This window comes from Saccharopolyspora sp. ID03-671 (genome assembly GCF_045278815.1).
Classification (GTDB): Bacteria; Actinomycetota; Actinomycetes; order Mycobacteriales; family Pseudonocardiaceae; genus Saccharopolyspora; species Saccharopolyspora ipomoeae.
The window spans coordinates 6,691,964-6,704,744 of record NZ_CP134054.1 but is presented as its reverse complement, the minus strand read 5'-3'; the positions used below and the strand labels follow the sequence as shown (position 1 = coordinate 6,704,744).

The 12,781-nt window shown below is 69.6% G+C and carries 14 protein-coding genes; 2 read left to right on the top strand and 12 right to left on the bottom strand.

All coding sequences use genetic code 11. The annotated features are described in order from the left end of the window. Positions 1–137: 137 nt before the first annotated feature. The 3 genes from REH65_RS31135 to REH65_RS31125 all read right to left on the bottom strand — a co-directional run bounded on the left by REH65_RS31135 (position 138) and on the right by REH65_RS31125 (position 1,245). Complete coding sequence (locus REH65_RS31135; RefSeq protein WP_406690309.1) at positions 138–308, bottom strand: hypothetical protein; 171 nt, start codon at positions 306–308, stop codon at positions 138–140. A 307-nt stretch (positions 309–615) separates the two neighbouring features. Continuing rightward, entirely contained in the window at positions 616–912 is a 297-nt protein-coding gene (locus tag REH65_RS31130) for a hypothetical protein (protein WP_406690308.1), read from the bottom strand. Positions 913–927: 15 nt separating this feature from the next. Then, positions 928–1,245 (bottom strand): hypothetical protein, encoded by a 318-nt coding sequence (locus tag REH65_RS31125; RefSeq protein ID WP_406690307.1) that lies wholly within the window; start codon positions 1,243–1,245, stop codon positions 928–930. Between the two features lie 230 nt (positions 1,246–1,475). On the opposite strand from REH65_RS31125, the gene REH65_RS31120 reads away from it, so the two are divergent. Then, positions 1,476–2,660, top strand: coding sequence for a helix-turn-helix domain-containing protein (locus REH65_RS31120; RefSeq protein WP_406690306.1), 1,185 nt, complete (start codon positions 1,476–1,478; stop codon positions 2,658–2,660). A gap of 135 nt (positions 2,661–2,795) precedes the next feature. Here the strand turns inward: REH65_RS31120 and REH65_RS31115 are convergent, their stop codons facing one another. The 5 genes from REH65_RS31115 to REH65_RS31095 form a co-directional block, all read right to left on the bottom strand. Beyond that, on the bottom strand, positions 2,796–3,146 hold the full coding sequence (locus REH65_RS31115; protein WP_406690305.1) for a WhiB family transcriptional regulator: 351 nt from the start codon (positions 3,144–3,146) through the stop codon (positions 2,796–2,798). Beyond that, positions 3,143–3,868 (bottom strand): GGDEF domain-containing protein, encoded by a 726-nt coding sequence (locus tag REH65_RS31110; RefSeq protein WP_406690304.1) that lies wholly within the window; start codon positions 3,866–3,868, stop codon positions 3,143–3,145. The genes REH65_RS31115 and REH65_RS31110 overlap by 4 nt, the downstream gene beginning before the upstream one ends. Before the next feature lie 80 nt (positions 3,869–3,948). Beyond that, on the bottom strand, positions 3,949–4,422 hold the full coding sequence (locus REH65_RS31105) for a thioesterase, FlK family (RefSeq protein WP_406690303.1): 474 nt from the start codon (positions 4,420–4,422) through the stop codon (positions 3,949–3,951). 214 nt (positions 4,423–4,636) lie between these two features. Further along, positions 4,637–5,293 (bottom strand): hypothetical protein, encoded by a 657-nt coding sequence (locus tag REH65_RS31100; RefSeq protein WP_406690302.1) that lies wholly within the window; start codon positions 5,291–5,293, stop codon positions 4,637–4,639. Further along, the gene (locus tag REH65_RS31095) at positions 5,290–5,739 is read right to left on the bottom strand and encodes a TraM recognition domain-containing protein (protein ID WP_406690301.1); all 450 of its coding nucleotides are present in this window, start codon (positions 5,737–5,739) and stop codon (positions 5,290–5,292) included. Before REH65_RS31095 ends, REH65_RS31100 begins: the two co-directional genes overlap by 4 nt. A 1-nt stretch (position 5,740) precedes the next feature. Between REH65_RS31095 and REH65_RS31090 the strand changes: the two genes are divergently transcribed. Beyond that, positions 5,741–6,598 (top strand): hypothetical protein, encoded by an 858-nt coding sequence (locus tag REH65_RS31090; protein WP_406690300.1) that lies wholly within the window; start codon positions 5,741–5,743, stop codon positions 6,596–6,598. Positions 6,599–7,173: 575 nt separating this feature from the next. Here REH65_RS31090 and REH65_RS31085 read toward each other — a convergent pair. The 4 genes from REH65_RS31085 to REH65_RS31070 are packed head-to-tail and all read right to left on the bottom strand — an operon-like array spanning position 7,174 to position 12,781. Next, positions 7,174–8,310 carry a C40 family peptidase gene (locus REH65_RS31085; RefSeq protein ID WP_406690299.1) on the bottom strand — a complete coding sequence of 379 codons (1,137 nt, stop codon included), beginning with the start codon at positions 8,308–8,310 and terminating at the stop codon, positions 7,174–7,176. A 6-nt stretch (positions 8,311–8,316) separates the two neighbouring features. After that, positions 8,317–9,846, bottom strand: coding sequence for an ATP-binding protein (locus tag REH65_RS31080; RefSeq protein WP_406690298.1), 1,530 nt, complete (start codon positions 9,844–9,846; stop codon positions 8,317–8,319). After that, positions 9,843–11,354 carry an SCO6880 family protein gene (locus REH65_RS31075; protein ID WP_406690297.1) on the bottom strand — a complete coding sequence of 504 codons (1,512 nt, stop codon included), beginning with the start codon at positions 11,352–11,354 and terminating at the stop codon, positions 9,843–9,845. The genes REH65_RS31080 and REH65_RS31075 overlap by 4 nt, the downstream gene beginning before the upstream one ends. Next, on the bottom strand, positions 11,351–12,781 hold the full coding sequence (locus tag REH65_RS31070) for a hypothetical protein (RefSeq protein ID WP_406690296.1): 1,431 nt from the start codon (positions 12,779–12,781) through the stop codon (positions 11,351–11,353). The genes REH65_RS31075 and REH65_RS31070 overlap by 4 nt, the downstream gene beginning before the upstream one ends.

The window sequence follows — 12,781 nt, the reverse complement described above, 5'->3', positions numbered from 1 at the left end:
CACCACCGCCCCGCGATACGTTGAAAGCCCTGCCACGATCCTGTGACAGGGCCTTCAACCGCGCAGGTCGAACCGGGTCTGATCCACCCCCGCCTGCCCGAGAGCCGTCAGCGCGGCAGCGCTGCCGACCAGCGCGATCAACGCCGCGCGCACCCGCTGCCGGAGGCGTAGGTCTCGGACTCGGTGTACTCGTTGCCGTCGTCGTCGACCTCGACGTAGTCGTAGCCGTCCTCGTCGGCGTAGTAGGCGTAGTTCTCGCCCTCTTCGTAGTAGTAGTCGTCCTCGTCTTCGATGTAGCGCCCGCTCACGCGCCGCACCTTCCCGTCGTCTGTCAGGTCCTCACCAGTTCAGACACCGAGCTCACCGAAGACGTTGCGCGACTAGCTCTGCAGGGGTGCGACCAGTTTCTGTCGCTGTTCGTCGCTGTATTCGATGGTGATGAGAAGCCAGATCGGCGGCACGAGGCCACTATCTCACTCATTGCGGGAGCAGTAGCGTGCGGCGGGGAGCGGGTCTGAGGCGGTGGATGCCTCCCATACCACGGCGATGTGCGCCTCGAACACGTCGGTGCCGGGCGGTTTCCACCCGCCCGGCACCGATCATCTAATGGGTTGTTCAGCAGAAATACGCAGCCCCTTGGCCCTGATGGCGGAAGAACGCCGACTCCCCCGGGGCAAGGTAGTAGCACGGTGGGTCGCTGAACCACACGTCGATCGACACCATGCCCCCGTGGGCACAGTGGTTGGTGACCAGCGTGGAATCCCACGGGTCGTACTTGTAGGTCAGGCACGACTCCCCCGACAACCGTGGCAGACCGTCGGTGGACGCGGCGGTTGCGGTCCCGGCAGTAAGCGCGCTGACCGCCAGCGCGGTCGTGGCCCCGGCCAGCAGTGCCCGGCGCAGCATCAGCATCTTCATCTCCCTTGCTCAGCAGACGTAGGCCTCGGGCATGGAGCCGTCCAGGCCCTTCCCGATGCCGTCGAAACGGGCGTATCCGCGTGTCAGCGGCTTGCAGAACGGGTCCCATAGAGGCTGGGAGACCGACACCAATGCATCGCTGCAGTTGCTGGTGACGGTGACGTTGACCATGTCCCCGCTCTCCCCCCGGATCGCGGTGATCCAGGCCGTGCAGCCTGCCCGGTCGGTCGGGACCGCGGTGGTTTCGGCGTTGGCCAGACCCGCTGTGGACCCGGCAATCCCGATCGCGGTCAGCGCGATCACCGCCGCTTTCGTGTACGTCTTCACGTGAGACTCCTTGTGTCGCAGCATGATCATCGTCTGGCCACACAGGACGCATCCGTTGATCTCGTTGGCACAACAAGACTCTTCGCTGCGGCGGCTACATGTCGCCCATGCGCACGTGCGTCCTCCATGCGCATATATGCGCAGTTCACAGCACATACGCGGGCGTCAATGGTCAGCGGTGAACGCCACCAGGCGGCTACAGTCCCACCGCAATCAGGAAGGGGGATCTGATGGCGCGAGAGCACGCATCGCCAGGCCAGCTAGTGCGGCATCACCGGATGCAGCGCGGGCTGACACAAACCGCGCTGGCTCGGCTCGTGTGTTCCGGCCAGTCGCGCATTTCGCACATCGAGCGCGGCGACCTGCCGTCACGGGAACTGGCCGAGCGCCTCGATCGGTCCCTAGGGCTCGGTGGCGAGCTGCAGGAGACAGTGGAAGCCGAGCACGACCGCCGAGCGCAGGCACGCGATGGCAACGCCGCTCTGCCGGGAGCAACGGGGCCGGTGTTGGTCGGCCGCGAGCGCGAGCTGGCGTGGCTGGATACCGCCGTTGCTGCCGGGCACCGGATCCTCGTCCTGGACGGCCCGGCCGGAAGCGGCAAAACCGCGCTGGCCGTGGCGTGGAGTACCCGCCACTGCCCCGGCGAGGTAGTGGCGGTCCCCGGTTACACCCCCGACCGGGCACTGCGCAGCGTCGGTGCGCTTGCTGGCGACTTGCTGCGTCGGCTGGGAGGCCGGTGCACCTCAACTGATCTGGCAGCGCAGGCCCGAGCGGTGCGGCGTGCGGCTCGTCCCGGCCGGTTCGTCGTGCTCGACGACGTCGATGGCGAACAAGTCGCACCGCTGCTACCAGCGCTGAGCCACTGCGTTGTCGTGCTCACCGCGCGGCAGCGCCAGCACGACCTCGCGATCAGTTACCACGCACGGCGCCTGGCCATCGATGGCCTGCCGCATGCCGCCGCGTGCGCGCTGCTGTCCGAGCTCCTTGACGCGCCGCACGCGGTCCTTGGGGCGGTGCGGGACGAGATCGCGCACGCCTGCGACGGCCTTCCACTGGCGCTGCGGGCAGTCGCCGAAGCCATCCGCGATACCGGTACTCCACCGCCCTCGCCGGTGACCGCCGAGAGCCTGCTGCCGATTCTGCAGGCCACGGCTCCCGCCCTGCTGCGCGCGACCGAGCACACCCTCGATCGGCTCGATGCCAGCGTCCGGGCCGTGTTGCAGCGCGCCGCGGAAAAGGGGCTGCGCACTGCGGCCGAGGCACCCCGCGAAGTACTGGAGCTGCTGCGCCTACAACTGCTGCGAGCAAGAGCCCACGGCCAGCTGACGTGCCCGGAGCTGGTGCGCGCCTACCTGCACCACCACCCTGCCGAACGACGCCTCCAGGCCGGACCGGCCGCAACGGTCGCCGACTGATCATTCGAATCGGATAGCTGGATTCAGCAGCGGACTGGGCAGAGACCGCCGCCGGTCGGTTTGGGCCGTGCACCCTGGGCAATGTGCAGCTGTTCCAGCGCGACGCGGTCCGAAACGTGGCCAGGCGCGACTCACTCAGTAGCGCGCGGCGGGAAGCTGCTCGGACTCGGTGAGCAGCTTGCGCACGAGGTTAATGTCGTCGGGTGGGCCGTATTCGGGCACGAGCTGGGAGTCGCGCCAGCGCGCCAGCAGTCGCTCCCGCGCGCGGGGTGTGAGCCCACCGCGGATTCCGTGTTGCTCGGACAGCGGCCGGACCAGTTCAGCAGCCAGGCAGTCGGTCCGCACCGGACAGCTCGCGCAGAATTCGGTTGCACGCCGCCGCCGCCAGCGGGTCTGGTCCACCGGTTCCTCGTAGTCATCGGGACCGAACCACAGCTCAAGCATCGTGCCGTGGCACGCGGCATGGTCTTCCCAGCGGATGCTCATCGTTGACTCGACCTCCTGTTCTGCGGGCCTGGGAGAGCGCGGGCCGGGGCGCGGGGAGCGGGGCACAGCGCGGGTGAGGCGGCGGTGCGGGAGCGCGGCGGGCACACCCTCCATCCGCTCTGCCGCGTCTTGGCCTCGTACATGGCCAGGTCCGCCGCGACCAGCGCTTCCGAGAGCCCGATCTCGCGGCCGAGCGTGCTGATACCGAGTGAGACCCCGACCTGGAGCACTGTGCCGGTGCCGGTGCCGGCGTTGGTGATGGGGATCGGTGTGGTCAGCGCCCACACCAGGGCGTCGAGGTCGCCAGGGCAGACCTCGCGGGTGAGGACGAAGGCCAGCTCGTCGCCCCCGATTCGGCCGACGACGGCCGGGGGACCGAGCTGCGTTGTTAACCGGGTGGCCACGGTGCGCAGCACTTGGTCCCCGACCTTGTGGCCGTGGGTGTCGTTGACGGCCTTGAACGCGTCCAGGTCGACTAGGCCGACCGCGCTGTCACGGTGGCGCATCGCGGCCTGCGCGGCTGGTTCCCAGGCTGCGCGGGTGAGCAGTCCGGTGACGGGGTCGCGGTGGGCGCGGTGCAGTTGACGCGTGCGGGCGTGCAGCCGGGTGGCGGTGACCACCCACCCGGCTGCCGCGGTAGCCGCGGCCGCGCCGAGGGCCGTCGTCGAGTGCGCCTGCCAGGTCGCGGAGGGCGAAGCGGGGCGCCGTTCGAGGAAGAGCATGATCGGGCCTCCCTGTGCTTACGCGCTGCGTTGCGGTTTCGTTCGGCGGTGGTGTCATCTGGGAGTGGGCATGGTCCGGTTCATTGCGGGTCACCTGCTGTTTCCTCACGTCCACGTCCGCAGCGGCGGTAGAACCGTTCGCGGTTCGGTGTGGCCACCTCGTGGTGCAAGACGCCGACCTGTTGACCGGTATCGACGTTGACCGCGCGTGCGGTCCATCGCTGTTTCCCATCGCCGTCGGGCACGTGGGTGCGGTACACCTCGATGCGCACCTGCTGGCCGGGCAGGGTCGGCGCGGTGTGTTCGTAGACGCCGCCGCAGCCGACCAGCGCGCGTTCATCGGGCACGTGGGGAGCGATGACTTCCCAGGTCACGTCCTCCAGCATCGCGATCAGCGATCCGGTGGCCCACACCCGTTCGCCCCTGCTGGCCAGCAGGCTGCCGGGCAGGATCTCCGGCACGGTGTGCTCGACGCCGATGACGCGCAGCGCGGTGTGCAGGGGCGTCGGCTCGGCTGCGGGAATGGCACGGTGCGTGGTGTTGTAGTCGGTCATGACGGGATCTCCACGAGTGCTGGTGCGAGCGGATCGGCTGTTTCGCTGGGGTTTTCACGCAGTCCTGGTTGGCAGGGGTCACGCCAGGACACCTCGCAGTCGGGGCAGAACCACCGCAGCAACGGCTGCGGCAGCCAGCGGGTCGAGGAATGGCATTCCGGGCAGCGCGGTCCTGGTGCCGGACGAGCGCTGGATTGGTGTGCAGCGGTGGCGGTCATGACGGAACTTCCTTTCTGCCGTGAACTTCGTCATCAGCTGTGGCGGGGCCGGATGTGGCCTGGGTGAAGCGGTCGGGGCGGGCAGCGGCACCGGCGGGACGGTGTCGTCCGTCCATGCAGTGCGAGTGGGTCCACTCGCCGAGTCGGGCCGCGAAGCCGGGCCGCGAGGTGTGATGCCAGTACTGGGCATCGCGAACGTTGGCGGTGGCGCCGACGTTGGCCCTGCGCCAGCTGTAGGCCAGCGTGGCGATCTCCATCGCCAAGCCGGGGTGTTCGCGCCAGCACTCGGGGATCGGCTTGGCCGGGCCGCCCGTCAGCCCGACATAGGTCGCGTTGTACCAGGCCACGAAGTTGTCCAGTGTCCATTGCGGACTGTGGCCGTCCGTGCGGTGCTGGCGGTCTTCGGCGGCGGCCGGTGGGGTGAACACCACCCACTGGGCGGGAAGGTCGTGCTTTTCGTCCTGCTCAGCATCGTCGTCACCGTCGGAGTGGCTGTTGTCGAGCCGGTCGCGGAGCTTGTTGACCTTGCTGGACAGGCTGCCGACCATCTCGGTCAACGCGCTGACCTGCTTGTCCAGCTCTTCGATGCCAGCTGAGTCCTGCGCACCCGCCGCGGGTTCACTGCGGCGGCGCGGGGTGATGTCGTCGCTCACAGCGGCTTCACCTCCTGATAGGCGGCGGCCGCCGCGCCGGGCTGCGCAGGGGCGCTGAGGGCGTATCCGTCCGGGGACACGGCGGCCTCGCCGTTGCGCACCGCGTCGACGTCGGCCTTGAGCTGGCGCCAGTCGCGGCGGCGCTTGACGTCGACGGTGCGGGCCAGGATCGGGCGGAGGTGGCGGTGGAAGACCAGGACGCGGCCGCGGTCGACCGTGCGCACCGCGCCGGGCCGGTAGGTCGGCACGGACTCGGTGCCGACCGAGGTGCGGCCGATGCCGAACAGGCCATCGGATTGCTGCTGGTAGCGCCGCCGCTCGTGGTGGTCGGCGATCGTGGAGATCCACTCCAAGGTCTTGGGGTCCTTGATGCCGCCCCAGAGCGTCAGCGTCGTGGTGTTGTCCAGCAGCTGGCGGCGCCCGTTCTCGCCGTAGAGGGTGTCCAAAGTGCGCCAGCGACTGCGCGGCCCAGTGGATGATCACGCCCCGACCTGCCGAATCGGCCAGGATCTCCGGCAGTCGCGGCACGGGTGTGGCGTCGAAGAGTTCGTCGAGGTCGTTGGTGGCCGGCGGGTCAAGACGTCGCGACGGGTACGACAGGGCCATCTCCTGCTCGTTGGTCAGGATGTCCTCGACCAGCGCGGTCAGTACCGGGCGGACCTGGGCGGCTTGGTGTTCCCCGGCGACCAGGAACAGGCTGCCCTGTTGACCGATGAAGCTGCTGGGGTCGAATTCCTCCCCCGGTTTCGGGGAGCACAGCTCGCGCAGGTGCGGGTCGAGCCAGGGCTCGATGACCCGCCGCACGCTCAACCAGACGGCATCGCTGGTTTCGGCGACCATGCCGATCTCGGAGCGCAGGTTGTCGGCCAGCTCGGGAAAGCCGTGCTGGTGCAGCAGCTCGACCGGTTCCTGGTCCGGTGGCTTGGTGATCGCCCATCGGACGAGGTCGGCGACTCCGCGTCCGGCGTGGGCGGCGGCGAGCAGGTAGGACTGCACGACCATCTTCGCGCGTTCGCGGAACACCTTGTCGTTGCCGCCGACGTTTTCCAGTCCCACGGCTGCGGCGTCGACGAGGGTTTCGGCGCGGCGGCGCGCGGTGGTGAACGATTGGCACCCGGTCACCGGCGAGTAGCGGACCTGTGCGGGCCAGTGCACCTCGCCGGTGGTGTCGAAGACCAGCACGGGACCGGCTTCGGGGCGGCGTGTGCGGGCCAGCGCGGCGAATTCGACCAGGTCGGGCTTGGTCGTGGAGGCCAGCAGCGCGCCCGGCGCGGCGAGCGCTTTGTGCACCAGATCCGTGCGTGACTTGCCGGATTGGGTGGGTGCGAAGGCACCGGTGGGGTTTTCCAGCGGTGTGCACATGACCTGGTGAGTCGGGCCGCGGTGCAGCGGTGCGGCGACCTGTTCCAGCGGTGCGCGGCGCCGCTCGCGCGGGCTCAGGCTCGGCCGGGTCCACTCGGCGGTGCGCCGCGCGGCCTCCAGGGAGAGCTCGCGGCGGATATCCTCCCGGCTGGCGTGACCGGGCTGCGACGGGCCGAACCGGCGCCAGGCCAGCCCGGCTACCGTGGCCAGGACAGCCACCGCGATCGCGATGATCGCCAGCGTGACCGTCCAGTACAGGCCCGGTCGCCCGGCCAGCGCCGGTGCCCACGGTGTTCCGAGGCCTGCGGCCGGGTCGGAGGGGTTGCCGAGCACGGCGAACACGCCGGATCCCCAGGTGTCGAAGGTGGGCACGGCCCAGGGGCCACCGGTGAGCACGGTGGCGGCTGCGGCGCCGGCCATGAGCCCGGCAGCCAGGGCCATCAGTGCGCCGAGCACCGAGACCAGCACGCCCATCAGCGCGAGGTCGCGATCGGCGGTCGGTGAAATGCGGTGGTTGCTCATACCTGCGGACTCCCGTTCTGTGCTGGTGGCGGCGGTGGTGTGGTGGGTTCGGCGACCCGCCGGATGGACACGACCTGGGGCGCCCACGCATCGAGGCGTTCGAGGATCACGCCGGTGGAGGAGTCGTAGGCGTTGACGATCACGCCGTGGCCGGCGTACATGCCCACGTGCCGCGGATCGGACGGGGAGCCGAGCGAGCCGGGGATGAATACCAGGTCACCGGGCTGAATGTCGGCGCGTGAGACGGCGCGGCCGTCGTCCTTCTGGCCGTAGGTGCCCGCCGAAATCGGTACCCCGGCGCGGGCCCACGCGGCCTGCATCAGACCGGAGCAGTCGAAGGCGTCCGGGCCCTTGGCACCCCATACGTACGGGGCACCGAGCTTGCTCAGCGCGAACTCCACGGCCGCGCGCTGTTTCGGGTCACTCGGCAGCTGGAAGCCTGGCGGGAGCTTGGCCGGGTCGAGGGGGATGTTCGATGCGCCCTGGTCCGGGCAGCCCAGCGCGGACTGGCTGGTCGATGCCAGCTGCGCCGGATCACTTCCGGTCGGTGGCGGGACCGGGTTGTCCGGGCCGGTCCAGAACTTGTCCATCAGCTGGCTGGCGGGTTGTTCCTGCGGTGCGTAGCGGTCGGGGAACGCCGAGGCCTGCACCTTCTGCTGGGCCACCCCGGGCGGCATGGTGTGCCAGCCGTCGAGTTGCACCAGGTGGTCGAGGAACTTGCCGGTGGCGTAGGCGGGGTTGGTGACCTCCTCCGGCGAACCCCAGCCCATCGACGGGCGCTGCTGGAAAAGGCCGAGCGAGTCGCGGTCGCCGTAGTGGACGTTGACCAGCCGGGACTCGACGATCGTAGTCGAAATCGCCAGCACCGCAGCCCGTTTGGGCAGGTGACGCTGCTGGACCACCGAGGTGATGGTCTGGGCGTTGGTCATCTGCTCGCCGGACCACTGCTGGTCACCGACCTGCTGCCCGCCCCCGCCGGGGCCGCCGTCTCCGTGGCAGCCACCGAAAGCCGTGCCGAGGCTGCCGGAGACCGCCAGGACCGCGACCCCGACCATCGCCGCAGGCAGGATCACGAACGCCGTCAGCGCGACGGCGACCATCGACCACACCGTGCCCTTGCCCGAACCCGACATGGCCGCCTACCGGTCCCCGTCGGATTTCGTGAACTCACGAGGTACCGACCGCAGCTGGGCGTTGGTGTCGAAGGTGTGCTTCTCGGTGCGCGAGAGCACCGACTGGACCTTGTAACCGGGGTTGTTCTCGATCTTCCACAGCGCCCGGCCAGTGCGCTCCATGCACCAGCCCGTGGTGACATCGGATTCTTTCCCGGACAGGGCGAAGTCTTCGACGAGTTCGTCGGCCACCCGCGTGGACTGGCCGAACAAGATCCGGGTGGAGCACAGCGCCAGGAGATCCTTGGCGATCGCGACCTCTTGCGACCCGGCGTTGCCCACGGACAAGAAGTCGCTCGGCTTGTGGCCGACGAGGATCTGGATCTTCTTCTCCGCGCGGGACAGCCGCAGGTCGGAGTCGACGGCCTGCACGGCTTTCGGCCCGAGGCGCATCTGGCGCCAGACCTCGTCGCGCACGACGATCCGGATCTCCCCGTCGTCCTGAAGGTCGGTGATCATCGACGACCAGGAGCCCAGGCAGGTCAGCGCCACGGCCACCGCCTGGTCCCCGCGGCTGCGCAGCAGGGACAGGTCCATCGACTGGATCGGCGCGGCCCAGTCGAGCTCGAAGTTCGTCGGCTCGTCGAACAACCCGGCCAGCGGCCCGCTGACCAGGTTGGCCAGCGCGTCGGTGATCGGCCGCAGGTGATCGAGGAACTGCCGCCGGTCGGCGAAGCGCGTGTCCTCCCACAGCTCTGACGCGGGGTTGGCGAGTTCGCGCTGGACGTCTGGGATGGTGACCGGTCGCAGGTGGGTGTAGCCGTCGGCGGCGCCGACCAGGCGCCGCAGCACCTGCGAGAGCACCGCCTCGTCGGTGACCGTCGGCGAATAGCCCTGCGCTTCGGCCAGCGCGGTCAGCAGCTTGACCCACCGGCCAAGCACCCCGTCCAGCTCCTCGCGCTGCCGGTCAACCGACCAGGAATCCCACCGGCTGGCCAGCGGCCCCAGGTCCAGGGCGTTGAGCCGCGCCGAGGAGCCCCGGCCCAGCGCGATCGGGTTGATGTCCAGCGCCCGCAGCAGCGGCGAGTACTCCCCTTTCACATCGCCGCTGATCAGGGTGCGGACGCCGAAGAGCATCATGCGCAGCAAGAACGCGACCACAGTGGACGATTTGCCGCGCCCGGGCTCACCGAAGATCACCATGTTCGGGTTCGTGCACATGCCGCGCAGCACCCACTCGATGGGGTGGGCGTAGAACGCGCCGCCGGAGACGGTGTCGTAGCCGATGCGGGCTCCCACCGCGGGCACGCCGTTGGCCGCCAGCAGCGGGAACAGCCCGCCGATCTCGTGGGTGGCCGCCTCATACACCGCCAGCGGGGCCTCGACCGGAGCCCAGCCCTGACCGGGCCGCGCCAGGCCGCGACGCGGGGCGATCGGCCGGTTGACCTTCTCTTTTGGTGCTGTGCGCCGGTCCGGTGTGCGCGGTTTCCTCGGTGGCGGGGCACCGAAATCGGCCAGCAGCTGTGCGGCGCTGCGCTCCTTCGTGCGGGTCTTCACAGCACACCTCCCCGTGCGCGCGGCAGCCCGACGCCGACCGGCAGGCAGGCGGCGACGAACGCGGAATCCTGAGCGAGATCGAGCCGCAGCAGCCGGAACCGGCCGGCGGCGTCGTTTTCCAGGCGGGCGGCGTGGTCCTCGACGTTCCAGTGCGCGGGCACCGTCACCGCCGAGGCGGCGGCGTAGCGCACGATGGAGTGGCCTGCGGCCACGGCTCGCTCCTGTGCCTTGGCACCGCTGGCCTCTCGTTCATCCGATGCGGAGGCCGAGAACCCCTTCGAGCTCTTGTAATCGCGCAGCACACCGGCCCGGAACCGGTAGTTCTGCACCGCCCGCGAGGCTCGGCGGGCGTCCATGACCTCGTAGTGAATGGCCAGGCACCGACGTTCACCTGCGGTTTTGACCGCCAGCAGCGGCGAGAGGCTGCCGAAGACGGTGCCCGCCTCGGGCATGAGCACGCTGTAGCTCACGGTGGAGTACGCGTCGTGGTCGTAGCGTCGCCGAGGTGGCGAGGGCGCTTCGGTTGGCCCGGCGGCGGCCTTGGGCAGGCCCTGCTGGCCGTCGCCGGTGAGGTGCCCGGCCCGCAGCACCGCTGAGCTGTCCGGGTTGAAGCCGGTGCGGATCGCCTCGGCCAATGCCGAGCCGGAGAGCCATTCGACGCTGTCGGCGCCGAGGGCCTTGAGCGGGTCTTCGAGACCGTCGAGCACCCGGTAAAGCACCCGCGCCCGGCCCTCGGTCCCGCCCCCGGCGGCGGCCGCCGGTTTACGCAGCGCGTCCTCGGTGCCGGAAATGGTCACGAAGATCTCGTGGCGCACCGAGACGGCGCCGATGGTGCGGTCCAGCTCGTCGGCCGCTTGGCGGGCCAGCGGCGGCGCCGCGTCGACCTCGTGTTTCGAACGCCACACGCTGTACTCGGTGCCGTCGTCAGGCACGGTGCGCACCGACAGCGACATCCGGTCGATCACGTCGCGATGCCCGATGCTCAGCAGCAGGTTGCCCAGCCGGGAGGCCAGCCGCTCGCACTGCTCGTTGCTGAGCATCCCGACACCGGTGTGGGTCAGGCGCGCGGTCGCGCCCCACCGGCCGTCGCCGGTGTCGTGGATCAACGCGATCCGGCCGCGGTCCTTGAACACCGGACCGTCAGGGAACGAGACCCGTTGCAGGACACCAGGCAGATCCGGCTCGTCCGGATCGACCGGCAGGCCCGAGGCGGCCTTGGACTGCCAGCGCGACCAGCCGAACAGCACGCCCAGCTGATGCAGCACCAGGTGCCCGAGCCAGCGGAACGCCGGCCGCCCGCGCACCGGCACGACCACCAGGCACGCGATGATCCCGCAGATCGTGGCCAGGACCAGGGCGGCAAAGAACCTGCCTGCGGAGACGGTCCAGAGCACCGGAACGGCCAGCACGATGCAGGTCAGTGCCTGCACCGGGGTCAGCCCCATGATCCACCCGGCGTGCTCGCGCCGGGCCAGACCGCGATAGATCCGCACGTTGCTGGTACTCATACGATCACCGCCGCTTCCGCTGCTCCACTGGAGGCCGCGCCACCGCCGCCTCCGCCGCTGTTCTTGGGACCGCCGCCCCCACCGCCGCGAGGACTTCCGCCCCCGCCGTCGTCGCCGCCGGGGTCATCCCCGTGGTCGGGCGGTTCGGGAGGAGGCGGTTCGGGGTAGCCACCGCCTGCACTGCCGCTGGTCACGTTCTCGTCGCCGACGCCCTGCGGGCCGAGGCCATCGGAGGAGGTCACACGGCCGCTATTGGCCGCAGCAGGCGAGGCCGCAGCGTCGTCACCGCCGAGGACGTCGTCCTCGCCGTCGCCGCCGGGATCTGCTGCCGACGGGGATGCGGAGTTCTGGCCCCCGCCGCTACCGGAGCCGCCACCATCGCTGGAACCGTCGGAGCTGTGGCCGACGCCGTGGTTGTCCATCTCGCCGTCGGCGTAGTCGGCCATTGCCAAGTCGAAGCGGTCGGCGTTGGCAGACTCCTGCGCATCGCTGCCGCCCCCGCCGCCGAAGAGGGCGTTCGCGGCCCGAATCGCCGGGTTGCCAGAGCCGTAGGAGGACACCCCTGCTCCGGCGAGGGCGTCGCGGAACGTCGAACCGGCATCGGAGCTCGGATCGATGAAAGCGAACAGCCGGAACAGCACAAACGGCACGATCAGGGAAATGATCAAAACCCCGACCCCTGCCAGAAGCCCGGACAGGCCCTTCGACCCGCCGGAAATGGCCACGCCCAGCACCAGCGTCATCGCCAGCACCGGCTTCATAGCGATGCACGCCAAAATCCAGCGGAGCGCCTTCCAGAACCAGGACTTCGTGACGTTGGCCAGCAGCCCCGCGGCGGTGATCGGGATCGTAGCCACGAGCACGTAAATCGCGGCCTCACGGAACAGCATCTCCAGCACGTAGCCGATGCCCGCCGGGACGACCCCGATGAACGCGCAAATCCCAAGCACGACCGCCTTCACACCGTCCTGGGCGGCGTCGGCGAACGCGGTGTGCTGGAGCGCGTCCTGGAAGTTGGTCGACTGAAGGCCGTACTGGAGGATCCCGTGGGTGAGTCCGTCGGCCGCGGCGAGGAACCCCGCCACCATCCCGACGGTCATCGCCAGGGCGATCCCATACTGCACCGGTCCGCCGACCAGCCGCATGAACCCACGCCCGCCCTTGAGGGAAGTCATGGTCATCTGCCAGAAGAACAGCCCCAGCGCGAGCACACCGGAGATCCACAGCATCATGGGCCAGAGCACGGAGATCGGCCCTTCACGTGTGTCCACTGTGAACACTGAGAACCGGTCGGCGAGTTTGAACGCCTCACGCAGGATCCACAGGCTGGCGTCCCACAGCGCCTGCATCGCCGTTTCAAACGCCGAGCTGACCAGCTCTTTGAGCTTGCCGCCGATCGCGCCACCGATGTCGTCGAAGGGCCACAT

Coding starts and splice junctions, on each gene's coding strand:
- REH65_RS31130 (WP_406690308.1), bottom strand. CDS start 912: ATGCTGATGCTGCGCCGGGCACTGCTGGCCGGGGCCACGACCGCGCTG.
- REH65_RS31120 (WP_406690306.1), top strand. CDS start 1,476: ATGGCGCGAGAGCACGCATCGCCAGGCCAGCTAGTGCGGCATCACCGG.
- REH65_RS31115 (WP_406690305.1), bottom strand. CDS start 3,146: ATGAGCATCCGCTGGGAAGACCATGCCGCGTGCCACGGCACGATGCTT.
- REH65_RS31110 (WP_406690304.1), bottom strand. CDS start 3,868: ATGCTCTTCCTCGAACGGCGCCCCGCTTCGCCCTCCGCGACCTGGCAG.
- REH65_RS31105 (WP_406690303.1), bottom strand. CDS start 4,422: ATGACCGACTACAACACCACGCACCGTGCCATTCCCGCAGCCGAGCCG.
- REH65_RS31085 (WP_406690299.1), bottom strand. CDS start 8,310: ATGTCGGGTTCGGGCAAGGGCACGGTGTGGTCGATGGTCGCCGTCGCG.
- REH65_RS31075 (WP_406690297.1), bottom strand. CDS start 11,354: ATGAGTACCAGCAACGTGCGGATCTATCGCGGTCTGGCCCGGCGCGAG.
- REH65_RS31070 (WP_406690296.1), bottom strand. CDS start 12,781: ATGTGGCCCTTCGACGACATCGGTGGCGCGATCGGCGGCAAGCTCAAA.